The sequence below is a fragment of the Olivibacter domesticus genome (assembly GCF_900109575.1).
In the GTDB taxonomy this organism is placed as follows: Bacteria; Bacteroidota; Bacteroidia; order Sphingobacteriales; family Sphingobacteriaceae; genus Olivibacter; species Olivibacter domesticus.
Genome location: NZ_FOAF01000005.1, coordinates 205,504 through 231,811 on the forward strand (window position 1 = coordinate 205,504; position 26,308 = coordinate 231,811).

The 26,308-nt window shown below is 40.2% G+C and carries 21 protein-coding genes; 4 read left to right on the plus strand and 17 right to left on the minus strand.

The genetic code is table 11. The features are described from left to right. Positions 1 to 73: 73 nt before the first annotated feature. Complete coding sequence (locus BMY50_RS18720) at positions 74 to 541, minus strand: SDR family oxidoreductase (RefSeq protein ID WP_093327411.1); 468 nt, start codon at positions 539 to 541, stop codon at positions 74 to 76. Positions 542 to 787: 246 nt separating this feature from the next. Continuing rightward, on the minus strand, positions 788 to 1,732 hold the full coding sequence (locus BMY50_RS18725) for a DUF6268 family outer membrane beta-barrel protein (RefSeq protein ID WP_093327413.1): 945 nt from the start codon (positions 1,730 to 1,732) through the stop codon (positions 788 to 790). Positions 1,733 to 1,870: 138 nt separating this feature from the next. On the opposite strand from BMY50_RS18725, the gene BMY50_RS18730 reads away from it, so the two are divergent. Together BMY50_RS18730 and tssD are read left to right on the plus strand one after the other, a co-directional pair. Continuing rightward, positions 1,871 to 2,248: an Ada metal-binding domain-containing protein gene (locus BMY50_RS18730; RefSeq protein ID WP_238383819.1), complete on the plus strand. Its 378-nt coding sequence runs from the start codon at positions 1,871 to 1,873 to the stop codon at positions 2,246 to 2,248. A 239-nt stretch (positions 2,249 to 2,487) separates the two neighbouring features. Continuing rightward, positions 2,488 to 3,003 carry a type VI secretion system tube protein TssD gene (tssD, locus tag BMY50_RS18735; RefSeq protein WP_093327415.1) on the plus strand — a complete coding sequence of 172 codons (516 nt, stop codon included), beginning with the start codon at positions 2,488 to 2,490 and terminating at the stop codon, positions 3,001 to 3,003. Positions 3,004 to 3,010: 7 nt separating this feature from the next. Here tssD and BMY50_RS18740 read toward each other — a convergent pair whose 3' ends face one another. From BMY50_RS18740 to BMY50_RS18755, 4 genes are all read right to left on the minus strand, one after another. Further along, positions 3,011 to 5,494, minus strand: a complete 2,484-nt coding sequence (locus BMY50_RS18740) for a DUF1963 domain-containing protein (protein WP_093327418.1) — start codon at positions 5,492 to 5,494, stop codon at positions 3,011 to 3,013. Positions 5,495 to 5,633: 139 nt separating this feature from the next. Then, the gene (locus BMY50_RS18745; RefSeq protein WP_093327421.1) at positions 5,634 to 6,407 is read right to left on the minus strand and encodes an HAD-IIA family hydrolase; all 774 of its coding nucleotides are present in this window, start codon (positions 6,405 to 6,407) and stop codon (positions 5,634 to 5,636) included. A gap of 178 nt (positions 6,408 to 6,585) precedes the next feature. Further along, complete coding sequence (locus tag BMY50_RS18750; protein WP_093327423.1) at positions 6,586 to 6,954, minus strand: DUF2784 domain-containing protein; 369 nt, start codon at positions 6,952 to 6,954, stop codon at positions 6,586 to 6,588. A 459-nt stretch (positions 6,955 to 7,413) separates the two neighbouring features. After that, entirely contained in the window at positions 7,414 to 7,848 is a 435-nt protein-coding gene (locus BMY50_RS18755) for a hypothetical protein (protein ID WP_093327425.1), read from the minus strand. 217 nt (positions 7,849 to 8,065) lie between these two features. Between BMY50_RS18755 and BMY50_RS18760 the strand changes: the two genes are divergently transcribed. Both BMY50_RS18760 and aqpZ read left to right on the plus strand, forming a co-directional pair. Then, positions 8,066 to 8,245, plus strand: coding sequence for a hypothetical protein (locus tag BMY50_RS18760; RefSeq protein WP_093327428.1), 180 nt, complete (start codon positions 8,066 to 8,068; stop codon positions 8,243 to 8,245). A 392-nt stretch (positions 8,246 to 8,637) separates the two neighbouring features. Continuing rightward, on the plus strand, positions 8,638 to 9,324 hold the full coding sequence (gene aqpZ / locus BMY50_RS18765; protein WP_093327430.1) for an aquaporin Z: 687 nt from the start codon (positions 8,638 to 8,640) through the stop codon (positions 9,322 to 9,324). A gap of 307 nt (positions 9,325 to 9,631) precedes the next feature. Here the strand turns inward: aqpZ and BMY50_RS18770 are convergent, their stop codons facing one another. The 11 genes from BMY50_RS18770 to BMY50_RS18820 form a co-directional block, all read right to left on the minus strand. Further along, positions 9,632 to 10,609: a terpene synthase family protein gene (locus BMY50_RS18770; RefSeq protein WP_139202292.1), complete on the minus strand. Its 978-nt coding sequence runs from the start codon at positions 10,607 to 10,609 to the stop codon at positions 9,632 to 9,634. A gap of 74 nt (positions 10,610 to 10,683) precedes the next feature. Continuing rightward, positions 10,684 to 11,625, minus strand: a complete 942-nt coding sequence (locus BMY50_RS18775) for a terpene synthase family protein (RefSeq protein ID WP_093327436.1) — start codon at positions 11,623 to 11,625, stop codon at positions 10,684 to 10,686. Positions 11,626 to 11,671: 46 nt separating this feature from the next. Further along, positions 11,672 to 12,583, minus strand: a complete 912-nt coding sequence (locus BMY50_RS18780) for a UbiA family prenyltransferase (RefSeq protein ID WP_093327439.1) — start codon at positions 12,581 to 12,583, stop codon at positions 11,672 to 11,674. An 18-nt stretch (positions 12,584 to 12,601) separates the two neighbouring features. After that, positions 12,602 to 13,801: a 4-hydroxy-3-methylbut-2-enyl diphosphate reductase gene (locus BMY50_RS18785; RefSeq protein ID WP_093327441.1), complete on the minus strand. Its 1,200-nt coding sequence runs from the start codon at positions 13,799 to 13,801 to the stop codon at positions 12,602 to 12,604. Beyond that, positions 13,788 to 15,734: a 1-deoxy-D-xylulose-5-phosphate synthase gene (gene dxs, locus BMY50_RS18790; RefSeq protein WP_093327444.1), complete on the minus strand. Its 1,947-nt coding sequence runs from the start codon at positions 15,732 to 15,734 to the stop codon at positions 13,788 to 13,790. The genes BMY50_RS18785 and dxs overlap by 14 nt, the downstream gene beginning before the upstream one ends. A 52-nt stretch (positions 15,735 to 15,786) precedes the next feature. Next, complete coding sequence (locus BMY50_RS18795; RefSeq protein ID WP_093327446.1) at positions 15,787 to 16,758, minus strand: polyprenyl synthetase family protein; 972 nt, start codon at positions 16,756 to 16,758, stop codon at positions 15,787 to 15,789. A 324-nt stretch (positions 16,759 to 17,082) separates the two neighbouring features. Continuing rightward, complete coding sequence (locus BMY50_RS18800) at positions 17,083 to 18,963, minus strand: cellulase family glycosylhydrolase (protein WP_202907884.1); 1,881 nt, start codon at positions 18,961 to 18,963, stop codon at positions 17,083 to 17,085. Positions 18,964 to 19,154: 191 nt separating this feature from the next. Continuing rightward, positions 19,155 to 20,729: a RagB/SusD family nutrient uptake outer membrane protein gene (locus BMY50_RS18805; RefSeq protein ID WP_093327452.1), complete on the minus strand. Its 1,575-nt coding sequence runs from the start codon at positions 20,727 to 20,729 to the stop codon at positions 19,155 to 19,157. A gap of 32 nt (positions 20,730 to 20,761) precedes the next feature. Next, positions 20,762 to 24,142 carry a TonB-dependent receptor gene (locus BMY50_RS18810; RefSeq protein ID WP_162276630.1) on the minus strand — a complete coding sequence of 1,127 codons (3,381 nt, stop codon included), beginning with the start codon at positions 24,140 to 24,142 and terminating at the stop codon, positions 20,762 to 20,764. Between the two features lie 204 nt (positions 24,143 to 24,346). Then, positions 24,347 to 25,489 (minus strand): FecR family protein, encoded by a 1,143-nt coding sequence (locus BMY50_RS18815; protein ID WP_093327457.1) that lies wholly within the window; start codon positions 25,487 to 25,489, stop codon positions 24,347 to 24,349. A 159-nt stretch (positions 25,490 to 25,648) separates the two neighbouring features. After that, positions 25,649 to 26,236, minus strand: a complete 588-nt coding sequence (locus BMY50_RS18820; protein ID WP_093327460.1) for an RNA polymerase sigma factor — start codon at positions 26,234 to 26,236, stop codon at positions 25,649 to 25,651. Positions 26,237 to 26,308 lie beyond the last annotated feature (72 nt).

Below are 26,308 nucleotides of genomic sequence, written 5' to 3' on the forward strand. Positions count from 1 at the left end.
TTTATAATTAAATGATATCCATGAAATTTTAATGATAAAAACATAATCAGTACAATTGCTTACATTAAATGCTTTAGCCTAAAAAACCAAATGTTGTATACCGACCTTTACCAGCAATTCCGAACCCACAAATAACAGACATTGGCTGTATGCAAAGTCCTCCATCACGTGATGAAGCAACCCTTCTATGTGGTTTCTGCTTGACCACTTTGGTTGGAACTGGTCCAAAAGATGCTAGCACATCACTAATAGACCTTTTTATAATGTCCCTCTTCTGCTCGGCAACCGGCTTGTAGATCAAAAAATCCACCTTTCCTAACATTACTTGCATAGCTGTAATTGCTTTCCTTAATTCACTTTCACTAGCGGGGTTGGCCACAATAAAAAAACAGTTAATTCCTTTATCAAGCAAACTTGCTTGTTGGCGCTCAAGTCTTCCAAGGTCTCGACCTATTATACCAACTCGATACCCGGCCTTTCCAAACTTCCTTGTTGAGCTAGCGTCAATCATTGTATTTATCAATAGAATTGATTTTTTCATTCGAATAATTTGTTTTTAATGGCAATGAAGCTTGCATGAATTATTCATCTTTTTTGTGAAGAAGGCAGTTCATACAGGTTTCATCCGTAAATATTTAGTTCGTCCGCGTTTATTTTTTTTGCACTCATGAACCGCATAGCGTTTTTCTATCCATCCGTTGGATGGAGCTTACCACATTTAATCCACTAGCTACCAGCGGCGATATGTTGAACAATTGTGCCTATGAGCATTAGTGCTTATTAATTTTTAAAATCGATAGTGGATACCCGTGCGCACAATAATACCGGTTTTATCCAATTCAGCTGAAGGCGCTCCCCTATCATCTAGGTTATTAAATGGAATCCAGTCTATTTTCTGATCTGTTGCATACTGACTTATTTTTTGCGTAAAATTATATCCAGCGGATGCTGCGACAACGAACTTTTTTGATATAGCATACTCATAAAATAATGTGCTACTAAACTGCTGTACCTGCAAATAATCACTGTTCATCTTTTCCGACAGGCGATAGCTACCTCCCCCAATACCTAAATCAAGGTTAACACCGAAAGCACTTTTATCAGAGAGTTGATATTTTATTTTTTCCGATACAGGAAGTGTTCCTGAAAAGTTCAGTTTATCCGTAATATTCCAATCGATGCCCACAATAGGTATTATTACCGACCCAAAAAACTGCTTGGAATAAGCCGCACCTACCGAGTAATTAAAATTATTCGAAACACGTACTTTTAACATTAAAGCACCCGAGTAGATCATATCCTCTCCAGATACATCTTTTAGATCAGAAGAAAGTGTTGGAATAAATGATGCTAGAATTGCATATTTTGGAGAGAGTGCCTTCTGAAAAGCAAGCGGCACCGAAATGGCATGAAATCTTGTGCCTCCAAATTGGGTGCCGGTGCCTGATAACTGTAAACCACTATAGCTCACGCCTGCTAGCAAAAAGTCGAGCTTGCCTTCTTTCATACGGTTTACAACAGGCATTGTCAGTGCGCCGTCTATCTGCTGTATATTTATTTTTTTGCCATTGAGTGTAACCGGCGAATAGCTATAACCGGCAGTAAACGATCCTAATCCTGGAACAGAAGATATTAACAGCTTTTGGTTTGTTTTTAAATGCTTTTGAGCAGCTCCATTCATCGTTATTAAAATCACTGCTAGAAAAGATAAGATGATTGTTTTCATATTCATAAAAAACAGCTTTTTATCAAAGTATCTCCTCATTTGTTAATTCAGTTAAGGAGCATCCTTCCAGCTGTTCAGTTCTTATGACAACGAGCAGTTCGCTTCCCCCCTAAGCGGATTTATTTTTTTTGCCCATTACACCATATGCCAGCAAGGCAAGCCCCCTGTGTTTATCAGCAAGATTCGGGTTTTATTTATGCGTATTCGTTCTTTTTTTTGTACATGTACCATCATTTAAAACTTGCCAACACTATAGAAAGCCGTAGAAAGAAATTAGCCTCATTGATCCACTCAGGAATGATAAACCTAGGAGGATATAAAAAAGCAAAGATTTATGGATTGCTCAGCTGTACAGCCGGAAAACGGATGAAGATAGAAAACAGGGTGTTTTTCAAAGATGAGAAAGAGGCTATTGAAAATGGTTACAGGCCGTGCAACACTTGCTTGCCGCAGCAATATAAATTATGGAAAGCTCAGCAGGAAAACCCAAAGAATAATGATCTTAACAGGTTGATACGTTAATGCGGCCAGTAGATGTATTGTAGTCATTTCTTCTACAACTGGTAGTCTCCCTGTAGCTATACCTTTCTTGGTTAGCTTATCAGGTTAAGATATCTTTGCTTTATTCATTGTATGGCGAAAAAATCTTATAATATGACAATACCTAAAATTTGAAGCCCGTTTTAAAAAACAGATGCTCTTCCTAGCCCCTAGCTACAGAGCATTTAAGTATCGTACTATAATCATTAAACAGAAACACCATGAAAATCAAACATTCCAGCCTGCTTATACTATTAGTATGCCTAGCATGCAATCTGACAACGTTTGCCCAACAAATAAGCCAACGGGTAAAACTAAAGCTTAGTGATCCTAAGACAAAAACAACTCAAACGTATCTACTAAATTCCATTAGTTACTCTCATTCGAATCCCTATCTAGATAGTCTTAATACACCGCAAAACGCCAATCTCTGTACGGTAAATATCGACTTTAAGCAAAATATGGACCCGTTTTTATTAAAATGGGTATCCGGTAAGATGAAGGAAGCAGATGGTGTCATCACCGTAGAAGCTGTTGATGGTGGCAAACAACCCAGAACCATTGCTTTTCAGGGAGGAACAGCAGCTTTCACCTCAGAAAGCTATATTTCCGGTGATAGTTATCTATCTGCACAAATGTCCATCTATATAAACAAACTGGTGATAGATGGCGTCGTTATTTATACGGCGCCAACAAGCAAACCCCAACAAAAGACAGCAGCATTTTCAAGATTATAATCTTGATTTAACTACTTTCTAAGCCACAGAAAATGTTGGAGAAATCACCTTTTGCCAAATCACTTTTATGTATAACAAAATAGATTTCTCCAGCATCCCAGAAGGAAAATCCGGTATTATTGTCAGAGCTTACTCTTAAAAGCACTATATAATCTTCCGGATGACCCTTTAACTTGTTAGATGCTTCTATTTGAGGGGAGCCGTGCTGTTTAAACACATAGCTATTTAGCCCATGCACTGGTTCAACAGCATGAGCAAGCAAGCTGGTTCTAAAAGCTTCGACTTCGTCATAGTTTGTTTCTTCTAGCTCTTTTAAATTTGTGGCATCCCCCTTATATAAGTGATCATCGCCATAGAAAGAAGGAATACTTACGTATTTGGAGACCTTCACACGAAATGGGGTAAAAATTCCATGATCATCATAAATAAATTCTTCGTCTACCGCTAAATCTTTTGCCGATTGTAATGCGCTTAGTTCACCGTCAAAATAAATTACTTTCGCCTCAAATTCTTCCTGATCCGTTATAAAGAAATAGAGAACACCTTCGCGTGGTAAATAAGACTGATAAGGAGCGAGTTCTTCACAATTTAACTGCGCAATGAACTGATATCCCATGATATCTTTGTGGTAAGTGGTAAAGGTAGGATATTCCATAGTTGGAGGAAGATCCGGCAATCCTCCGAAACGTGTATTGCCTTTTTTATTATAGTCATCCTGCTCGGTCGTTTGAAGGGCAACCGCCCAGAGCGCCAACATTTCTAAACCCTTTTTATAGGTAATGAAATCAGTCTCTTTTATTACTTTATCCAATGTATTTATAAGTTCCCTATCCTGTTTTGCAAAAAAGATCTCATTCTTGAAAGCGATTATTCCTTTTCCATCGGCGCCTTTATATTCATAGTCGAGCAAAACCTGTTTTTTTTCCAATTCTAAATCAAGCTTCTCTACTTTTTGCAAATCTGGAGGTAAAGACTCAAAAGGATTTTTTGTTATGTTTAACCATTTGAGATGCGGTAAATTTAAGATAGATGCTGGTAATGTCGTTAGCTGATTATTTTGGAGATATAGCGATTTCAAGCTGGATGATAATGTAGACGGAAGTTCGGTTAAGTGATTGTTAGACAAACTACAAAATTCGAGTTCAGGGAGCATCAAAATTTCGGGCGGAATGGTACGGGCTTTACTTCCAAAAATATTAAGTGAGCGCAGCTTTTTTAAATCGCCTATTTCTTTCGGAATAACATCTACCTGTTCAATACCACTGAAAGACAATTCCTTCAACTGCGTAAACGTATTAATTTTTGAAGGGATTTCCGTTAATTTTATATGTTGAGAAGTATTATCAGTATAAAATAAGCCAAAAGATTCCAAATTGATATAATCAAAAAGTTCCGACGGAAAGGTTTCCCTAGCCAAATCCGTTAAGTGTAAATGATGGACTACCTCCTTTGGTGCAGTACGTATTTCTTCGAGCGAACCGAAACGATAATGTTGCCAGGCCAATCCTTCTAGTGGTATTTTCTTTGCAAAACTTATTGGATAAATCTTCGTCTCCATAATATTTTGGAAATAACCGCTAAAACCTACCCAGCCCTCCTTTAATGTGAGTTCGCCATAAAACTCCAAACTGTAGTGAAAGCCACCTTTCCATAAATATGCCTTGTTAATCACATCTCTATCTTTTTTAAAAGAAACCTGACCTGTTGGAATGCCTGCTTTGTATATATTTTTTAAAGTGAAATTTAAATAGATTTCGCCATCGTCATAGTCGTTTAAAATGTGCCCATGGGTTTTATCATCGTAGTTGCCTACCGTAGCTTTAAGGTTTATTGAAAGGTCATTGCCCGAATTACCCGTTGTGGTTACCAAAAAGGTAGAGCTGGGAAGGTATTCGAACGGTATATTGTCTACCAAAAAAGATTCTTTGCCATCTTCCGGAATCTGAAAGTCTACTATTTCTGGAATTTGCGTTGCTTCTTTTTCAGATTCAACAGTATCGCTTAGGTTCGCAAACAAGGCTGTCAATCCTTTTTGCTGCTCTTCCATCGCTTCCTGCGGATTACCGAAATATTGAAAGGTTCTCCAAGCCTCTTCAAACAAAGGGATGTAAAATGCTTGTTTACCTGTTTCGCAATCTCCTATAAAATCGTAGCTATATGCTTCACTTATATTCAGTACCGCAAAGAAAAAGAAATAGCCCATTGTAGATTTTGCCATGCGTATGTAACTGGTGTGTCCTGCAACCTCTATGGTTTTATCTTCCACAATTTCAACTTCACCCCGTCGTTCCAGACAACAGTTATAAAAGCGTTCGGCAAAATCATTACCTTTAAATTTGTTATAATAGCTATTCTCGTTTAAACCCACCGCAATCATGGCCGCATCGTCTCCATCTTCATGCTCCGCACGAACGCTTTCCCATACCGTGCGAATATTTTCAAAAAGAGAAGGAATATTGATCTGAAATGTTTTTGTTTGAACCGTTTGCATAATAATCTATTTGAATCAATCTTTTATAAGATCATTCAAATGTAGCAAAGCAGTAAGAACATTGGCCTACAAAGAGCGTCTACTTAGCGTCTACCACCTACATAAATTAAGAATAGAAATGGATCATGGCACTGGCAATTTACCACCAATCAAGCGGAAATTTTATTTTATCGACCGAACTAACAACCAAGTCAGGTTTAAATGCGTAGTGTACTAAATCTTCTTTTTTTGCTATTCCTGAGAGCACTAAAATGGTTTTATATCCCATCTGCACGCCCCCCTGAATATCTGTTTCCATGGTATCTCCTATAACGGTAGTTTCGGCGGTTTCCAGCCCCAGAAACTTTCTTGCGGATCGCATCATAACGGGGCCAGGTTTACCTATTACAAAAGCCTTCTTACCTGTTGCTTCTTCAATCATGGCAGTTGTTGAAGCAATGCCCAGATTATTCCATCCTGGTTTCTTTGGAGATGGATCACGATTTGTAGTAATAAACTTAGCGCCTGCCAATATCATATCCACTGCACGTAAAACCATTTCCAATGTAAAATTTCTACCTTCACCTAGCACCACATATTCAGGATCCGTGTCCACCAACGTTATTCCATTTTGATATAAACTGGTTAACAACCCACCCTCTCCCAATACATAAGCTGTACCATTCGGGCTCTGACCGCCCAAAAATTTCCCAGTAGCCATTGCACTGGTATACACATGTTCCTCCGTTACCTTTATACCAAGTCTTTTTAGCTTTCGGACTACTTCAAGGCTGGTTCGCTGACTGTTATTAGTCATAAAAGCAAAGGGGATATCCTGCTCAATCAAATAAGCAATAAATTTATCTGCACCTTGAATTAAGGTTTCTCCGCCATAGATAACCCCATCCATATCAATTAATAATCCGTGTTTCATCTATAAATAATTTTTCGTTCGCGTTTATTTTTTGGCGCTCATGAACCGCATAGCAGTTTTTAATCCATCGGTCAAATGGCACTTACCATGTTCAAAATTACATTTGCCTTCGCAAGGAATCTTCTTCACATTTTTTGAACTGTTTATTTCTTTAAGCCATAGGAGCAAACGAATATCTTTATTTTTTTCGAAAAAAATTCAAATAAACCGATAATAATACGGCTAAGGCAAAGCAAACGGCAGTGCTTGTGTCAATCAAAGCCACACTACTGTCTACGCCCAAAATTTTATCGACCATGTATTTGATAAAGGAATTAGGTAAATCGTGTTCTCCCAATTTATTTTTTACTTCCCACTGCCAATCCGTTATAGGGCAATAGCCTACCCCAAACCAATATCCTAATACGAACCAGGAAAAGGCTGTTGCTGAAACCATATAAAAATGACCTTTTCTGGTAGCCTTCCATATCCAGCCCAATAGGTTAAACCCTATTACAGCAAGATGAAGTAAGGTGAAGAAACCGTCAAGAAAATGAAGCCATAACATAATATGAAAATACAGTTATAACTAAGTAAAAACAAATCTCGGAAATAGATCAATCATAAATTAGATGATTGTAGAAAGGATATTTTCTGTTTAGCCTAAATTGGATGAGTTTGTTTATTAAAGAAATTTTTAAGTTACAACGGGTAGATGTCAGCCTAAGGTAAGCTGTGAAAAAATACTTGTATCAACAATTTTCAATACATACCTTTACAGTGTTGCCCCCCTAACCTTCTATTGTAATGATTGAAAATAAAGATACTTTTCTAAGCGATTCCGCCGTTTGTAGACGCTGCAAAAAAGATTCAGATTATCGGATTCAGCGAGACACACTTGGTCGCCTGATCTCTCTTATCATACCGGTTAAAAGATTCTGGTGTCCACATTGTGATCGCTTTTTCTATGCAAAAAAATAAGCAATTGAAGAATATACAGCAGGTGCAGTAAGTTTGGCTATCAAACTCACTGCATTACTTCCATTGTTTTTAAGGCGTATTCATAACGCCCTCTTATTTTTGTTGCGTCAATGAAGTCGTTTTTTAAAAGATACGACAAACGTACCGCAACTGCCTGCTCAAGCTTACGTGCATCGGCTTTCGGCTGTTCTTGCTGCAATACTTCCAGAATATCTTCTTTGAACCCATTTCCGAGATTATATAAGGCATAACTGATTTTATGATCGAGCTTACTCTCTGGATCAAAAACTTCAACAGGTTTAAGTATTCCTTTGACGCGAGGACTGCTATTACGTGTTAAAATGTGATCTAGACCGAAATATTTAGCAGATTCTATTTTATTTTCTGATATAGCATCAATGGTAAATTGTAAACTTTTTATCTCAGACCTTTTATGATCGGCTAAAGAACTAAGATATTGGACTACTTTCTTTTCAAGCATTTGATTGGTTTTATTTCTTTATGTGGTATATGGCAAATATATATGCAATTTAACAAAATAAAAAACAGCTCTTTATTAGCATGCTTGCTGCTCATTAGTTTCTGGCCAAATAGGTGTAAGGGCAATTTTTGTCATATTTATCTAACATCCCTCCTGTAATGACCAATTTAAACTTATAAATCTTATCTTTAACGTGTACCTCTTTAATATTTAAGTTATGAATGCAAAAGAAACACCTGAAATTAAAGACAACAAAAGTAAAATCAACAATTCTGTTACTGAAAAAGAGTTGATTTCAGTAGCAAAAGGCATGAAAAAAGACGGCTTTTCTACCGAAGAGATCGTCCGGGAAACGGGGCTTCCTACTCAACTTATTAGATCTCTGAAGCGAAAGTGAATAAAATACATCTTCAACAGTCCTTTATTCTTTCTAAATAAAACCAATTCCCTGCTACCCCTAGCCCACGGCACCAATGACGCGGTAGATTACTTTCCTACTGCGTCCTATCGAGTATAGGAAAACAAAGTCGACGCATCTCCCAAACAAAAAATATCGTCAAAAAAACAGATTAGCTATTACTTGAATCGATTATTATTTTCGGGTCAGGTTATTAATCAATAATCTATTTTCCTCAAACCTTAATAGAAATAACCAATATAAAAAATCTTAACATCAACGTATTACATATATAGATTTAAATAATTATTTTTACGTACATTTAAACATGAATGTGGTAGCATATACTCGCTACGCATTCTTTATGTATTACCAAAAAAATAAACCGTATCATGACAAAAAAATTCTCAGCTGAATTTCTAGGCACCTTCTGGCTGGTGCTTGGTGGATGTGGCAGCGCAGTGCTTGCCGCAGGTTTTCCAGACACAGGGATTGGTTTCGTGGGTGTATCGCTAGCTTTTGGTTTAACCGTATTAACCATTGCCTATTCTTTAGGGCACATTTCTGGGGCCCACCTTAACCCCGCAGTGTCTTTTGGATTATGGGCAGGAGGAAGACTCCCTACAAAAGAACTGGTTCCCTACATTATTGCCCAGGTATTGGGAGGGCTTGCAGCAGCGGCAATTCTGTATGTTATTGCTACCGGCAATGGTTCCAGTATTGGTAATTTCGCAGCGAATGGTTATGGAGAGCACTCTCCCGGAAAATACAGCTTAACAGCTGCGCTAATTACGGAAATTGTGATGACATTTATGTTTCTGATAGTAATTTTAGGCGCCACTGATGCGCGGGCACCAAAAGGTTTCGCGGGTCTGGCTATTGGTCTTGCCCTTACATTAATACATCTTATTAGTATACCTGTTACCAATACCTCAGTTAATCCAGCGAGAAGTATCAGTCAAGCTGTCTTTGTGGGCGATTGGGCACTATCTCAGTTGTGGCTATTTATAGTAGCACCTATTATTGGGGCTATCATCGCAGGAATAGTATATAAAGGGCTTTTCACTAAAGAAGATTAACACCTTCTCCGGTTTTTCTCCTCCCTAGAAAAAGTGAAAATTTAAAAAGAACGGATGCAAAAGAATGTTTGCATCCGTTCTTTTTATCAGCCATAAAAATCCTATGTCTTCATGCATTCGCCGACTTGAAGTTTACGAATCCTCCAAAAGCAGAGCGCGCTGTAAAAAGCAAACAATATAATTAAATGGAGTATAGAAGCGAGATTGTGTGAAATGCACGGCTACTACCTCCATGAAAATAGAATCAATCACATAACCATAACGAGTAAAGATAAAAGGTACATGAATGATTAGGTTATTCAAGCACCTATGTAAGCAGTTTTTCCATCACCTGCTCAGTATCCTGATAGCGATTTGTGTCATATAACACCCATTCGTGATTCCCGCTGATCAGTGCCTTTATTGACTTTACATAACAGCTCAATTCTTTGTTGGTTTCTGCATCAAAAAAAGGCAGCGAACGTTCCAATTCCAGCAGACGGGCTAAATCCGAATTATGAATAGCTAAGGTTTCTTTCAGTGCTTCCGTTAAAGACAACTGCCGCTCCTTCATCAGTATGATGACCATGTTCTCCGCACCTTCTTTATCAAGCTCTTTGCCGAAAGAGTGGATATCATTCGCCCAACTAGCGATCCTGATAGCCAATAAAAGCATTTGCCGAATCACATCAAGTTTATATATATAAAAGGATAAATGAAATTCGGTACCCAAAGACAGCAGGCTACAGCAGACGTTCCCTCCTGAAAAATAAGGTCTCATTTGTATATAGTTTTCGAGGTTTAAGCCCTTGTTTGCTTTAATCAGTTTGGCCTCCAGTTGCCAAGCTTTAAGCATTTCTAGCATTTCCTTTACAAACCACTGTTGCCATTCAACTCCTCTATGCTGCCTGATTCTATACCATAAGTCGCTGAAACATGCTCCAAAACCGTCTTCATCAGTCATTAGTAGCATTTTATTATGAACAAGAATATCCACCACATGATGCTTCATCCTCTCCAATGTCTTGTTATTCTCCTCCTCGTTTGCTTCAGCAATTAAATCATCCGCAATAAAAAATAGGGTTGTCCAGCAGCCCACAAGGAAAAACCCCTCTTTATCAGCAAAGGGAAAGGTTCTAGCCGTCCACCAGATATATTTTTCTTCATGATATCGCTGAATAGATTCTTCTGTGGGAAGTAAGCCGAAGCTGCTAATCCATTTAAATATATCATGATGAGCATCGTGCACATAAGACGAAATACCAAAAGAGAAAGGGTACTGAATTTGTTGAAAGATCTTTTTCATTTTATTTGTTTCCTTTAATGCCAACCACTTTTTAAACTTTACAAACGTCAAAAATTTGCTAAAACATACCCGATTTACGTATACTCCCTATACCGTTTAGTCGTCTTATACCAAGAAAGATGTCCTTGCAAGAACACTTTCAAATAGGTTACATACAATTGTATCCCCTTATTCATGGCGCCGAAATCAGGCAATCGGTCACTCAGGCTAATAAATTGTGCGAGATCCAGATCATGTATTTCTAAAGCTTGTATTTTAGCCTCTTCCGCTGAGCATTGCTGCTCGTGTTGAATAACGGAAATAAGATTCATCGCTTCGTGATCATGTCGCTCTTTTTCATAGGAGAAAAAATCGTTTGACCAAGCGGCCATACGAGTAACCAATCGCCGGAGTTGCTGTAAAGAAACATCTCTATATACATCGTCTGACAGCATAACGCCAGTTGCTATCTCCATCAAATCGAGTAAAGGATGTACTAAAACAATTTGTTCTCTAAGCAGTACGTATTCTTGGAGCGTTGGATATTCTATAATGGATCTATAGCTATAATCTGTGCTATCTTTTACCAAGCTTTCAAAATACTTATCATTGCTTTCAATAAAACGACTCATCCACTCAGGTGTTGTGTAAGGTAATAGCTCATTCACGAATAGTTGTAGCTGCTGAAATACCGGAGCTTCCTTGCGTGTCACCTTATCTCCCTTTAAGATGGCCGCGGCTCGATTAGCTACGATTTGTATTTCTTTATGGGGCAATTGTCCATAATAGTCGTCTACCACAAAGGCATACGTTATATACCTTGCAATCGGGCAAAGCAATTCCCAGCTTACCGTAGGATAAAATCGGGCAGTGACATCCCCAAACAAGCCTTTTTTTAACTTTTGCCTTAAAGGCTGAGGGACATTATCGTATTCATCTATCCACTGCGACACCTGGCGTTCAATAGCCTCAAGATGGCCATTAACCAGGTCAGGAAAAGGATAAGACAAGAGTGGCATTGCTTGTTCAGCATTCATGAGATTTGAAATTGACAGTTAAAAAAATTTACTTCTAATACCGCTCTCACCATCGTATTACACCAATTAGAAATATTAATAAACAAAACAGATAAAGAAAAGACGTATAACTCTTATGATCGTCGCTTGCTGTTCTGAACTTCAAAATTCGATAGGCAATAAACCAATTAAATAGTAGGATCAATATAAAAAGTATGTTTAGCACACTACTGCTGATCAGTCGCTCGATTGGGATGTTGGTAGCAAACAGCAGAAGGATGATTAAGGGAGAAAGCACAAGAAAAAAAAGTGCCAAGACAATTCTAGCATTCCTATCTCCAATAGCTAGGGGTAATGTCTTTCTTCCGACAAGCTGATCACCGGCCTGATCGCGCATGTCCTGTATATGAAAAGCGAACCCTGACCAAATAGACAAGACAATAGCATATTGATATATTGAAGCATCTAATGGTTGTATGATCTGCCATTGGGAGCAGAACAATGCAAAAACACCCATGGTCATAAATACCAGATTTTTAGCCCCAAGAAAAATATGCCAACGCATTCGATCGGTGAAGAAAGTTACCAGTTGCCATAGAACAGCGAAATACAATATATTCAGCTGATGGGCCAATAAGACCAATAATATATTGGCAAAAACCCCTCTGCTATAAGTACCTGGAATGGTAACTAAGTTTGAAGGAAGAGGGCGCCAAGGCTTATTCCTACGATCTTCTTCTATCGATAAAAGCTGACTGGATAAGCAGACCGTATAAAGGAACAAAAAACTATAGCTTAAAGAGTACAGAAAATATAGCGGAAGAATACTGAGAGAAGCCCCACTAACTATCCACGAAGCAAACAGCGTGAGCGCACCGGGGACAAAAACTGCAAACAGATCCGACTTAATAAATAAATACGTCAGATTAAACTCTTTTAACAATTTGGAAGAAATCATGGTGGATGTTTCGTGAGACATTTTATCTTATTTAATCATTCAGCTATTCAATGATAATTCATAAAAAGAAAGCAGCCTGCGTATTACATTTTCAATAAGAATATCCGGGCAGGAAGCACCGCTGGTTAAGTGCAATGTGAGTGAGTTCGATGGCAAATAAGCATATGAAGTGGTTAGTCGATGGCGATGAATATCCCAATGTTCTATTTCTGTATCCGACAACAAACTGTCGCTAGAAGAAATAAAATAGGTAGGTAACTTAGCTTCGCATAACTCCACCAAATGAGAGGTGTTTGAACTGTTATATCCACCTACTACAATGGCCAAATCGGCATCAAGGGATAGCATATTAATCACCGCCGTTTGATTGTCATGCGTTGCGTAGCAAAGGGTATCCCGCATATTCGCAAAATGCGCTGCTACTTGATCGTCGCTAAGGTGGTGATGCTCTTGAATCGTCCGTTGCAAAAAATCCGCTATCTGTTGTGTTTCACTGGCAAGCAAAGTTGTTTGATTTACTACACCAATCCGGTTCAGATCGCGTGTCACATCAAAGCCCTCGGAATACCTCCCTTTAAACAGCGCGTAAAAATCCGTAGGAGGCCTTCGGTTTCCGATAAAATCAGCTAACAATCTTGCCTCCCTCAAGTCTTTGATAATGATAGAGGCGGCAACACTTTTACTATGAGAGAAAGTCGCCCGAGTTTCTTCATGATTAGGTTTTCCATGTACAATAACCGTATAACCCTTATCAGCAATCTGCGAAACCCTGGTCCACACCTTTTCTACAAAAGGGCATTTACTCCGGTAATAAATCTGCTCGATTCCTTTTTCCTTTAAAATACGCTCTATCTCCAGCGTGGTACCAAAAGCAGGAATGATCACTACATCAGCCGCTGTGATATCCTCCCAGGAGATCAGCTGATTTCCGAGGGTATCCATAATAAACCGGACACCATTTTCCAAAAGCGACTGGTTTACATATTGGTTGTGGATGATCTCACTTAACAGATAAATCTGTTTATCTGGATTATCCTGAATAGCCGCATAAGCAGTTTCGATGGCATTCTCTACCCCATAACAGAAGCCGAAGTGACGGGCCAAGTGAATTTTAACCTTCCCGAAATCAAGAATAGTGGGATTAAAGTCTCTCTTCAGATGGTCGTCCTCTTGTCTGCTTTTTTTGATGGCACTTATTGTCTCACTTTTATATACTGTAGGGATATCAAAGGCTTTCATGTTTTACCAGTTTTTGTGTTAGTACCAGATCTTGCAGCATTTCTTTTGCCGCTGTTATAATCCCAATTTTGTCAAAACCACATTCCCGATGCAACTCGTTTACTTTACCATGCTCAACAATACGGTCCGGAACACCCAGTATCCGTACATGCGCATGGTATTGTTTCGCTGCCATAAACTCGAGTACAGCACTACCTAATCCACCAATAACACAACCATCTTCCACGGTAATAATGTGCTGGTAGTTTTCGAAAACATAATGCAGGAGTTTTTCATCAATCGGCTTTACAAAGCGCATGTCAAAAAGGGCCGCGCTAAGCCCTTCCTCCTCTAGTTCACTACAGGCTTCCAAAGCAAAATTGCCGGGATGCCCAAAGGAAAGAATGGCGATATCTCTCCCCTCCCGAATTTGTCTTCCCGTTCCCACCTTTATTTTCTCAAAAGGTGTTTTCCAGTTCGGCATCACACCCTGCCCTCTGGGATACCTAATCATAAAGGGTTGCTCCAAACCTGGAAGCTGTGCCGTATACATTAGGTTCCTTAGTTCGGACTCGTTCATCGGCGAGCTAATGACCAAACCAGGCAGGCAGCGCGAGTAGGCGATATCATAGATACCGTGATGGGTAGCCCCGTCTTCGCCTACCAAACCACCCCTATCCAAGCAAAAAATAACCGGTAGTTGCTGCAACACTACGTCATGCACCAGCTGATCGTAACCCCGCTGCATAAATGAAGAATAGATATTGCAGAATGCTGTCATACCCTGCGTGGCAAGGCCCGCGGCTAAGGTTACAGCATGCTGTTCACAGATCCCTACATCAAATGTGCGCTTAGGCATCTTCTCCATCATAAACTTTAGAGAAGAGCCTGATAACATAGCAGGCGTAATCCCAACGATCTTGTCATTCCGTTCTGCCAACTCAATAATACTATGCCCAAAAACATCCTGATATTTGGGAGCTTGCGGCGTATCGTTCGTCGCTTTATGTATCTTGCCGGTCACTTTATCAAAGAGCCCTGGAAAATGCCATAATGTTTTTTCCTGTTCTGCAGGCGCATAACCCTTACCCTTGGTGGTCACCACATGCAATAATTTAGGACCAGGAATATTGCGCATATCCCGTAATGTTTCGGCCAAGTTCAATACATCATGCCCATCCACCGGACCAAAATAGCGTAAATTCAATGCTTCAAAAAAGTTCGCATGTTCTGAGAACATGCTTTTAATGCCCGACTTAGTTCTGTGCAGTAATTCTTTAGAACGCTCGCCAACCAGTGGTAATTTATGAATCGTTTTTCCTACGTTTTTACGAAGGCTATTATACGTTTTCGACAGCGCTAAGTGCGTTAAATATTCTTTTAATGCCCCTACATTCTGATCAATTGACATGCAATTATCATTGAGAATGACGATCAGATTGGTATCCGTTGCACCGGCATGATTCAGTGCTTCAAAAGCCATCCCTGCAGTCATCGCACCATCACCGATTACGGCTATATGCTGCTTATCATGCTCACCCCTATGTTTAGCAGCAATGGCCATTCCCAATGCTGCAGAGATCGAAGTAGAAGAGTGGCCGGTACCGAAAGCATCATATTCGCTTTCGCTTCGACGAGGAAAACCACTAATCCCTTTATATTTTCTGTTGCTAGAGAAAAAATCCCGTCTTCCGGTCAATATCTTATGCCCATAGGCCTGGTGTCCTACATCCCAAACCAATTGGTCGTAAGGCGTGTTCATCACATAATGCAAAGCAGCTGTCAGCTCCACCGTCCCCAAGCTCGCCCCAAAATGGCCGCCATGCTGGCTGACGGTCTCTACTAGAAAGGCCCTCAGTTCATCGCATAATTGCGGTAATTGAGCAGGTTTCAGCTTCTTTAGATCGAGGGGATTATCTATCTGATCAAGTAGGGATAATTTAGTTTTTCTCATGGCAGAAAATTGTTTAACGGTAAATATGAAAAACAGGGGGTTGGTGTCTTTTTTAAGACTGGCGTACCAATAGTGAGCTGGCCAGTTCCAGCAGTTTCTCCTTTTTGAAAACGGGCACATCTATCTCTTCCAATTTATCAAAGGCGATAGCTGTGTAAGACCTAATCGCTTCTACGGCCCACAAATCCACTTCAAGTATTTTATAACAGTCCATAACAGCTCGGATTTTATCTTCGCCCTTACGTTGGAAGGCCTCTTTTAGTCTTATTAGTTGTTCTGACGTTGCTTGTTCAAATGCCTTGACCAACAATGCTGTTTTTTTGTTTTCCAGAATATCGCCTCCTACTTGTTTACCGGTATGTGCGCTAGCGCCAAAAGTATCCAAATAATCATCTTGTATCTGAAAGGCGATTCCTATGTTCTTAGCAAATTCGTATAGACCGACTTGCTGCCCTTCATCTGCACCGCCCATCATTGCGCCGCACTGAGCAGCGCCGCCTAATAGCACAGACGTTTTCAGTGTAATCATTTCAAGATAATCGGCATAATTTACCGTTTCCATTTCCATACCCTCCATATCAATGTCCAACTGCTGCCCTTCACATACTAGCCGTGCCGTATCCGCAAACAGCTCGATGATTTGCGTTCGGTAGATACTTTCAATTTGATTGAGTAATGCATAACATTGGATGAGCAAGGTGTCTCCAGCAAGTATAGCCGTACCTTCATTGTATTTTATATGTAAGGTTGGCCGTCCTCTACGTAAGGGAGAACGGTCCATAATATCGTCGTGAATGAGCGTAAAATTGTGAAAGAGATCAAAAGCATAAGCAACAATATATGTATCAGCATGTATGTTATCAAATAACTCGTTCACCATCAAACACATTGCCGGTCGGACTCTTTTGCCCGGAAGGTCCAAAAAATAATTAATCGACCCATATAGATTTTTGGGGGAAGTCGGAAACACAAACGTATCTCGCTGTTTCTGGTAAAGCTTGCAGATTTCTGAAAAGGAATGCATAATATGGGGATTATGGTGAACGTAAAAAATATAATTTATCCTTTACGAGGATAAATATGGATCTGTATGAATTTATAATTTCTGCTTTGACTAATTTAGCAAGTTCGAGATAAGTGTTTCTTGTTCAAATTGTTCAGTTTATTGAACTTAAATTTTTTCTAGTATGGCGAAGTAAAAATTTGGTAAAGATTACAAACGTATTCAAGAGAAAACTTAAAATGACACGAAGAGTTTTGCCGCGTTGTATATTCCAACACAGCAAAACTCAAATTAGGGATAGGTTGTTTTGCTTAATTCCGTGTATCAATCACGGGCGGTATTCACTTATTGCATAGCTATTAGTTTAATATAGTCCTGACTAAGTTCATATCCTGAGCTACTGGCATTTTTACCAGTTACCTCAAATTTAAAATTTCGGGCACCATCCCAAAGGGTGACATTACTGGCAATCAATAACTCTTTATATTCCACATTAGCACTATATTGGTCGAATATAGCACCCTTTGCGACTCCAGCTTCATATAACTGACACTGCCCACGATTAGGTCCAGCCAGATAACGTAGGTAAACATTATAATTCGTTTGACCGCCGGTGTGGTTGATGGTATATGTTATAAAATCTCCCGCGCCATCGGCGGCAAGCCTAACCCACGCGCCACCACTCGCATTGAGATCGTTAACAGGAGCATAAGAAGCACCATTTGACCACTTGCTTAAATTTTCGGCTTCATTGGGGGTACCACTGCCCGAAACAAATTCTACCCAATTTACATTGTAACCAATGCCTTCAAATTCTAATCGAAGTATTTTATTAGTTCCCGCATTGATGTTCACATTCTCCAATGTAAAGCTCTGATAGGTGTCCCATCCGCCTGTATTAGTTGGCGTAATTGTTCCCAAGGTTACACCATCCAACTTAATAGTGACACTCCTACCCGGCGTTGCATCACCACAGGCTACACGAAGGTTAACATTATAGGTACCTGAATTGATATTTGCTATCGTATATTCCAACCATTCGCCCGGATTTATATAGCCTATTGTATGGCCCCCGCCGTCATCCGTGGTAGTACCAATGTCAACAGGCGTATTACGATACACACCACCTTGATTATCATAAGTAGTTTCGTAAAAGGAAACGTCCTGTCCTCCATTATCGAAATTTTCTGCTTGTATTTTTCCTGGAATAGTTTGCGTGGCAAAAGCCGTTTGTGGGCCAGGGATAAAACCGCCTGCCTGATTATGGTTTTGCTTTTCGAAAAGCCAGTCGCGAATGAATTTACCCTGATTTTCTCCGCTCATCAGATTCCAGTTCCAATCAAACATCTGTGGCTTCCAGTAGTTATCAAAGATATAATTCGCCCAACCAATATGAGGATGATTATCCATATAAGTACGGAACTGCTTACCCCATCCCCCAGAAGTGCCATAAGTAACCCCGTCCGAATAATTAGGATCAGCGTTCCAGCCAAATTCGGTGATCACAATGGGAATACTGTTGGCTGCATTGCCAAATTTTGAATCAAGACTGGAGGTACTAGCCGGCTGGTTGGGATAGATATGATAAACATAGGCCATATTATGATCATCAAAAGGATTCGCAGCCGCCTCATTCACTCTAGTGCTCCATTGTGGTCCGCCCATCAGAATTAAGTTGTTCGGCGCAACGGCACGAATGGTATCAATTACCGGTTGTATAAAATCCTTCCAGGTAGTCCAAGTATCGGGATTAATAGGCTCGTTATAAACTTCAAAAATCACCTGCGGATTATTTGCATAACGAGGTGCAACGTAACTCCAAAAATCCAGCACTTTTGATTGAGGTGTTCCTCCCGTTCCGTAGTTCGATACGAGGTGAAGATCCACAATAACGTACTGGCCAAGTGAAATCGCTTGCTGTACAAAGGGATCTATATGATTAGCAAAAGCCGCTACCGGATCACTGTATGCCTGGTGCACCCCGATCCGGACGACGCGTGAGAACCATCCTTTTGAAGTATCGGCCTGCAGAGCGAGCAACTCACTTATGGGCTTTGTATTACAGGTTCCACATTCGTCGTTACTTTCATTTGGAAGAAGGGAGAAACCTCTAAGGGTAACTACATTCCCTGCCTCGTCTTTGATTTGGTTACCTTCTACATGTAGCCATGGTAATGTTGCATTATTAACGCCATTGGCAAGCATCTTTTTGTTTGCGTCGTTCATTAATTTTACATCTTCTTCTGGAAGCCTTTTGCAAGCCGATATCATAAACACACATGCTAACATAAGCATGAGAAGACTTTTTTCAGTGTACTTGAGTAATTTCATTTTTAATCTAATTTTTGGTTTATAATTATATTTGATATTGGTTTTATTTAACATACTGCCACTCGTCAACCAAACATCCATGCCACTTAATAGCCGGGATTTTGACTAAGATTCGTATTGATGTCAATCTCCTTTTGCGGTATAGGCAATAAACCTTGGTTCGCCTGCAAGCGAGCTATCGGCACATCTGGATGACTTTCTTGAATAAAATGCAGCACATATTGCATACCGGCCCTTCGCAAGGTCCACCACCAAGACATTTCAGCGGCAAATTCATGACGCCTTTCTGTCATAATGATATCGAAGGCTTCTTCTTTTGAAGATCCATAAACATCGGGCAGCGTGTTGGTAAACTCATCCGCCCTATCTCTTATTTCGTTCGCGATATGCAAAGCACCGACTATATTGTCATCTGCCATTAACAGAACTTCTGCATAATTAAGTAATACTTCCGCATATCGCATTAAGATGATATTATTCTCACCGGCAACGTGGGCACAGCCTCCACCACATACATCAGGCAATCTCCAATACTTCACCACGCCATATCCAGTTATCCCCCATGGATGTGCCGTGGTGCCATACGTATTAATTGGATGGCCATTTTCGTCCTTCACGCTTGTTCTTTCGGAAATATCAATATTCGGACTGGGGTGCCCTTCCCCGGGCCTGATGATCGAAGCTCTCCTTCTTAAATCGCCCTCTTCGAATGAGTCATAAAGCGATTTTGTACTGTTGTGTGAACCCCATCCTCCAGCTTCCGTAGGCATAGTAAGCACTTGCATCCAAGAGAGATGATCCTCACGATTCCATGATTGGTTAGCTTCTGCACGATGTTGTATTTCAAATATGGATTCTACACCATTGCGATTTTCCGGTTCATGAATCTGAAAATAGTTCCGCTCGAGTTGGTAAACGCCCTGATCAATAATCTGCTTTAAACTTAGTTTAGCATCGTTCCATTTAGCCGGATTATAATTGGCCAACCACATTTGCGTCTGCCCAAGATAAGCCAGTGCAGCACCCTTCGTAGCCCTTCCTACATTTTCTGCACCATATGTCCACGGCAATACCTCAACAGCATCTTTCAGATCAGTTTCGATACTTTCAAATGTTTCTTCCTCGGTATTTCTTGGAATTTTCATTTCTCCACCCGCCAATTGCTCTTCCAATATGAGCGGTACACCCCCAAAATTAACAGCCAAATAATAGTAATAGATCGCTCTTAAAAATTTAGCCTCTCCGATCAATCTATTGGTCAATTCTCCGTCAATAATACCTTTTTCGGCCATCTCTTGTATTTTGGGTATCGTTGCATTCGCACGGGCAACCCCTTTGTAACAATCTCTCCAAAAACCAAACACGATATTAAACCCCGTAGGCACCTCATATAATGCATAAAATTCGTCAGCGCCCTGATTTCTTATATCTTGCGAAAAATAATTGGCATGGTAATAAATCCCTTTGGATAGAAAATCGTCTTCACCCGTTCCCCCATGGAAGATATCATAAATCCCGGCAACAGCCGCTAAAGCATCTTCAGGCTTATTAAATAATACATCAGGCGTTGAGCCATCTAATTTTTGTTGAGACAAGAAATCCTCTCCACATCGCACGAAAGGAAAAGAGATCAATATTATTATTTTAACTAGTTTTTTCATTATATCGATTTAATCCCCATGATAGGTTACCTTTAAAATGTTACATTAAGACCACATAAAATAATTTTCGGCAATGGATAAGAGCCTACGTCTATTCCGGTCGTTGTTATTTCATTACCGAGAGATCCGATTTCAGGATCCAGACCTGAATAGCCGGTAAATGTCAATAAGTTTTGGCCGCTTATGTAAATACGGGCCCGCTTGATCCGAAGATTATGTGTAATATGCTGGGGTAAGGTGTAGCCAATCTGGATATTTTTCAACCTAATAAACGAACCATCTTCAACAAAATGGTCAGAAACCCTTCCGTTTTGGTTAAAATCGTCCACGGTAGCTCTTGCCATGGTATTGGAAGTTCCTTCACCATGCCAACGATTTTGATAATAGTTTGTTGATATATTGGTAAAACCGACGCTTTTATCAAATCCGATGTTTTCCAGTACATTTTTGGAATAATTGAGGATATCATTTCCAAACGAACCATTAAAGAATACGCTAAAATCAAAATTCTTATAACTGGCTTCAAAATTGATTCCCATAAAAGCGTCTGGGATGGGGCTACCTATAATGGTCCTATCGAGATCATTAATTACACCATCAGGACCCGTGGGGTTTCCGTTTTCATCCAATGGTCCGGCAATATCGATAAACCGTCTATCGCCCGCAACAGTTTGCCCAGATTGGAAAGCGTGGTTAGCTACCTCCTGTTGATTCTGAAAAATTCCATCAGTTTTCCATCCATAGAATGCGCCAATCTCTCCACCCTCCTTCGTGATAGTAAAATTATCAAATTGGCCAAATGCCGGAATAGCCAACGTGCTGGCATTAAATATGGCCCCTCCCCCTCCCAAGCTCATTACTTTATTATTTACGGTGGTTACATTGGCGTTTACGCTCCATTGAAAATCGCCGTCCACATCCTGATAGCCTAGCGTGACCTCAAAGCCATTATTTTGGATAGTTCCAGCATTACGGAACGCAGAAGTTGTCCCTGAAGTACTAGGTAGCGGTATATTGAGTAGAATATCTTCTGATTTTCTATTATAATAATCTGCTACTAATGTTATCCGGCCGTCAAATAGGGACGCATCGAATCCGATATCACTTTGCGTTGACGTTTCCCATTTCAAATCTGGATTGGATAGTCCAGTGGGTGCAATACCCAAATTAACGGTTGGATCATTGCCGAAGATATAAGAATTATTGATAGCGCTCCAGGTAACCAGATACGAGAATGGATTGATATCTTGATTACCAGTTTGCCCCCAGCTACCTCGAATTTTAAAATCATGCAACCACTTAGCGCCCGATAAAAAGGATTCTTCGGACACCCTCCAAGCGAGGGACGCGGATGGGAAGGTACCAAATTTATTATTAGGTCCGAAGTTAGAAGAGCCGTCCCTTCGTATAGTACCTGTTAATATATATGTATCGAGCAATTTATAATTCACTCTAGCAAAATACGAGGCGATTGATTGCGTAACTTGCGAACCGGCAGCGTTTCTGAAAATGCCATCTTGAAGGTTTCGTAATTCGTTGCTTACAAAATCAGACGCATTTCCAGACAACCATCTGTATGTCCATTCCTGACCAGATTGACCTGCCAATAAGGTCAAGTCATGTGCCTGACCGAATTGTTTTTCATAAGTGAGTGTATTTTCTATCAAATAATCGGTGCGTACATTTTGATATTGACTATAAATGGCAGCCGTATTCGAACTTCTTCCTCTATTATAGGAGGGAGTAAAGCTAAATCCATTGTTTTGGATATAGTCTATACCAAGGTTAATCTTGTAAGTAAGCGCTGGTAGAATTTTCCATTCGGCAAATGTGGTATTGATGATCCTGTTTACCTTATTATCCTGATCAAAAGTCTCTATACGCGCTATAGGATTGTCCATCGTATTGGGCACAGCATCAGAAAATGGCCAATACCCATAATTACCATTTAATTTAACGCTACCATTTGTTCCGCCGGCAGTAAGTATTGGTTGCAATTCAATGATTTGTTTCAATGAACCTTCGTTAGCCGTTTCAGAATTTAACAGCTGGATCTTTTGTGATAAAGAAGCGGCCATACTTGTTCCTACCTTAACCTTCGTACCGATCCTATGATCAATATTGGCTCTTATACTATATCTTTTAAAATTGGATGCCTTTACGATGCCATTTTGATTAAAATAACCAAATGACAGGGACGATTGTGTTTGATCATTGCCCCCTGTTAGGGACAGGTTATAGCTTTGTTGAAGTGCTTTTCTGAAAATTTCATCTTGCCAATTTATTGAGGGAAATGATCCCGGGTTTCTCCATTCGTCCAAAACCACCTCCCCTTCTGCATCTCCAACTTGCACGGCTAAGTCGGCAAACGCTCCCGCACTTGCCATTTCATATTCGTTGGGACGTTGTTGAATGCCCCAATAGGAATCAAAATTAATAATAGTTCCACCTGCGGCCCCTCTTTTGGTAGAAACAATAACAACACCATTAGTAGCTCGCGTACCATAAATAGCTGTTGCAGAAGCATCTTTTAGTACTTCAATAGATTCCACATCGTTGGGATTAAGATTCTGTAAAGCATTTCGCGAGGTAGGAAACCCATCAATTACATACAGCGGATCATTGTTTCCCAGCGAGCTAATACCTCTGATCCGAACCGAGACGCCCCCTCCTGGTACTCCGGAATTTTGACTTACCTGCACACCAGAAGCCAACCCCTGCAGCCCTTGATCTAGGGTAGTTACCGCTTGCTTTTCAATATCTTTCCCATCCACGGTGGCAATAGAACCAGTAAGATCACTTCTCTTCATGGTTCCATACCCTACCACCACCACTTCGTTTAGGTTGCTCACAGATTCTTGCATAATCGCATTCACAGTAGATGAATTGTTTATAGACAGCTCTAGAAGTTCGTAACCCACAATGGTAAACACCAGCACATCTTCCCGCTCTGCTGTTACCCGATAATTCCCTTCTTTATTTGTTTTAGTAACTACCGTAGTTCCCTTGACCTTTACGGTCGCCCCTTCCAACGGCATTCCCGCCTGATCGGTCACCCGACCTGTAATCTCCCGCTGTAATTCGATTGCGTTTTTCAGTTTATCCCCATGAGGATCGACCTTCCGCTCTATCAGCACCCGGTTTTCCCGAATCTTGTAAGTAAGTTCCTGTTCATGAAAACAATAATCTAAAATAGTCTCTATGGGTGTATTAATCGAACGAAGGCTCACTGGTTTGGCCAACTTTAAGTCCTCTTCCAAGTATAGAAAATGGTACCCTGTTTGCTGACGTAACGCTGCAAATACGTCTTTCAGACTGACGTTATTAGCTTTGATTGTAGCATTTTGTGCAAATACAGAAGCCCCTGCTTGTGAAACAGTGAGCGCCAGGAGCAATAAAGTAACCTTTAACATAATAAAAAGCCTAAATAGGACACTATAATCAGCACAGATGAGGCATGCTAATTTTTTTTTATACATTTGCATATCAGGTTTAACTCCATTTATTGGTTGGCAAATCAGTAAATAATTAACTTGGTTTATGGCGAGTGAATCGTCTGCCAGAAGTGCCGCGAACACTTCTGGTTTTTTCAACACTGTCTCCTTAGTGTGTCCTTTTTATCGCATAATCACAACCTCCTTTCCTTTTCGTTCAAATGTGAAATTTCCCAACATACTCAGGTCAGCCAACAGCTCATCGAGCGTTGCATCCCTTGGGAATGTCCCACCAAACCGCTTTTTGGGAATAACTCCTTCTACCACAACTTGAATGTCGTACCACCTCGCCACATTTTTCATTATCGATACAATGTCCATCTCCTCAAACACAAAGTATCCATTTTTCCAAGCCAGGGTCTGCTCAATATTGGCCTTCTGTTTAACAATTGATTGCTGGTCTGCATGCGTGACAGCTTTATATCCTGGACGAAGAGAAATCGCTTTGCCATCTTTGTTCACATTTACTCCTCCTTCTAACAAAGTGGTAGTAACCGTTTTATCTGAAGCATAAGCAGTGACATTGAAATGCGTACCTGTCACCCTAATTTGAGTATGATCGGCTGTGATTCGGAAGGGCTTGCTATGATCATGAGCCACTTCAAAATAAGCCTCTCCTTCAAGCGTTACATGGCGTTCGTTCATTCCAAAATGAACCGGATAAGTAAGTGTGCTTGCTGCATTTAGCCATACCCTCGTACCGTCAGCGAGCTTTAATTGAAATTGCTTACCATTGGGTACATGTATGACGTTGTATTTGATCTCTCGCCCCACCTCGACTGCTCCTCCCTGATTAGTCTCATACACCATTTGTCCAGCTTCCTTTTTTAGGATAGAAAAGTCTTCTGTTTCCTGTATGACACCGGTATCCAACGATTCTAAATTAAGTGAAGTGCCGTTAGATAGCGTCAGCGTGATCTCCTTTTGATTCGTTACCGACTCATTAATAACCAAGCGTTTATTGTTTATTTCATCTTTAACCAGTTTTGGCCAAAACAACACCAGACCTACTATTAAGATAATTGATGCGGCCACCCCCATCAAACGGTATTTCCAACGAGCTTTCAGCTTCGTACCCAAGCGTAAATCATCAATTCCTTGTTTAATCCGGATCCCCATTAGCTTCCGTTCTTCGTCGCTATTCCATTCCCAATCGCCCACCATGGGCTTACGCAATATCATATCTTCTAGCTTCTTTCGTTCTGCGCGCGACGCCGTACCTTCCGAGTACTTTCGTAATAAATCCCTAAATGCGGCTTTATCCATTTGGAAATTAATTTATAATCGGTGTTAATATAAGTAAGAGCGTATCTAGGTACTTATGGTGGTACAGGTGAATAAAAAAAAGGCAAATAAAAATTTATCACACTGATAATCAGCTGAAAAAAATTTAGGAAGGGGATAGTTTAACAGGATTGATAGGCGTTATCCAAGCACATCGATGATCATTAAGATCGTTAGATAGGGTATATAGGATTTGTCCATACGGACACGTAGATATTTCAAAGCTCTACTGATTTGTTTCTTTACCGTTTCGTCAGATATTTCTAAACGTTCGGCAATTTCCTGATAAGACAGGTGTTCTTTTCGACTAAGAACAAACACTTCTCTCATTTTTTCAGGTAATCTTCCAATTTCTGCATCAATAAGATCTGCTAAATCCTTCAATTCAATCGTCAACTCCATACTTACCTCGGTATTAGCATAAAATTCAACCAGGTGTTCTCCGGCTGTTTCCTGTCTCAAGTTTTCCCGGAAGCGTCTAAAAGCTAAGTTGCGCGCCATGATAAAGAGATAGGCTTTGATAGATCTCACCTTAGCCAAGCGGTTACGCAGCTCCCAAAAAGTCACGAAAGTTTCCTGCACAACGTCCGCAACTTCATCTTCTTCTGGTAAAATACGGATAACATATTTAAATAAAGAGGCCCAATACTGCTCATAGATAGCTGTAAACGCTGACTCATTACCTTCCTGTAATTGACGGATGCATTCACTATCTTGGATCTTGCCCATGGTGACAGCTTATAATGGTTAATTGGTTCCCCTGCAAGTATACAAATTTTTGATATGAATCAAAAAATTAGT

Coding starts and splice junctions, on each gene's coding strand:
- BMY50_RS18720 (WP_093327411.1), bottom strand. CDS start 541: ATGAAAAAATCAATTCTATTGATAAATACAATGATTGACGCTAGCTCA.
- BMY50_RS18725 (WP_093327413.1), bottom strand. CDS start 1,732: ATGAATATGAAAACAATCATCTTATCTTTTCTAGCAGTGATTTTAATA.
- BMY50_RS18730 (WP_238383819.1), top strand. CDS start 1,871: ATGCCAGCAAGGCAAGCCCCCTGTGTTTATCAGCAAGATTCGGGTTTT.
- tssD (WP_093327415.1), top strand. CDS start 2,488: ATGAAAATCAAACATTCCAGCCTGCTTATACTATTAGTATGCCTAGCA.
- BMY50_RS18740 (WP_093327418.1), bottom strand. CDS start 5,494: ATGCAAACGGTTCAAACAAAAACATTTCAGATCAATATTCCTTCTCTT.
- BMY50_RS18745 (WP_093327421.1), bottom strand. CDS start 6,407: ATGAAACACGGATTATTAATTGATATGGATGGGGTTATCTATGGCGGA.
- BMY50_RS18750 (WP_093327423.1), bottom strand. CDS start 6,954: ATGTTATGGCTTCATTTTCTTGACGGTTTCTTCACCTTACTTCATCTT.
- BMY50_RS18755 (WP_093327425.1), bottom strand. CDS start 7,848: ATGCTTGAAAAGAAAGTAGTCCAATATCTTAGTTCTTTAGCCGATCAT.
- BMY50_RS18760 (WP_093327428.1), top strand. CDS start 8,066: ATGAATGCAAAAGAAACACCTGAAATTAAAGACAACAAAAGTAAAATC.
- aqpZ (WP_093327430.1), top strand. CDS start 8,638: ATGACAAAAAAATTCTCAGCTGAATTTCTAGGCACCTTCTGGCTGGTG.
- BMY50_RS18770 (WP_139202292.1), bottom strand. CDS start 10,609: ATGAAAAAGATCTTTCAACAAATTCAGTACCCTTTCTCTTTTGGTATT.
- BMY50_RS18775 (WP_093327436.1), bottom strand. CDS start 11,625: ATGAATGCTGAACAAGCAATGCCACTCTTGTCTTATCCTTTTCCTGAC.
- BMY50_RS18780 (WP_093327439.1), bottom strand. CDS start 12,583: ATGTCTCACGAAACATCCACCATGATTTCTTCCAAATTGTTAAAAGAG.
- BMY50_RS18785 (WP_093327441.1), bottom strand. CDS start 13,801: ATGAAAGCCTTTGATATCCCTACAGTATATAAAAGTGAGACAATAAGT.
- dxs (WP_093327444.1), bottom strand. CDS start 15,734: ATGAGAAAAACTAAATTATCCCTACTTGATCAGATAGATAATCCCCTC.
- BMY50_RS18795 (WP_093327446.1), bottom strand. CDS start 16,758: ATGCATTCCTTTTCAGAAATCTGCAAGCTTTACCAGAAACAGCGAGAT.
- BMY50_RS18800 (WP_202907884.1), bottom strand. CDS start 18,963: ATGAACGACGCAAACAAAAAGATGCTTGCCAATGGCGTTAATAATGCA.
- BMY50_RS18805 (WP_093327452.1), bottom strand. CDS start 20,729: ATGAAAAAACTAGTTAAAATAATAATATTGATCTCTTTTCCTTTCGTG.
- BMY50_RS18810 (WP_162276630.1), bottom strand. CDS start 24,142: ATGTTAAAGGTTACTTTATTGCTCCTGGCGCTCACTGTTTCACAAGCA.
- BMY50_RS18815 (WP_093327457.1), bottom strand. CDS start 25,489: ATGGATAAAGCCGCATTTAGGGATTTATTACGAAAGTACTCGGAAGGT.
- BMY50_RS18820 (WP_093327460.1), bottom strand. CDS start 26,236: ATGGGCAAGATCCAAGATAGTGAATGCATCCGTCAATTACAGGAAGGT.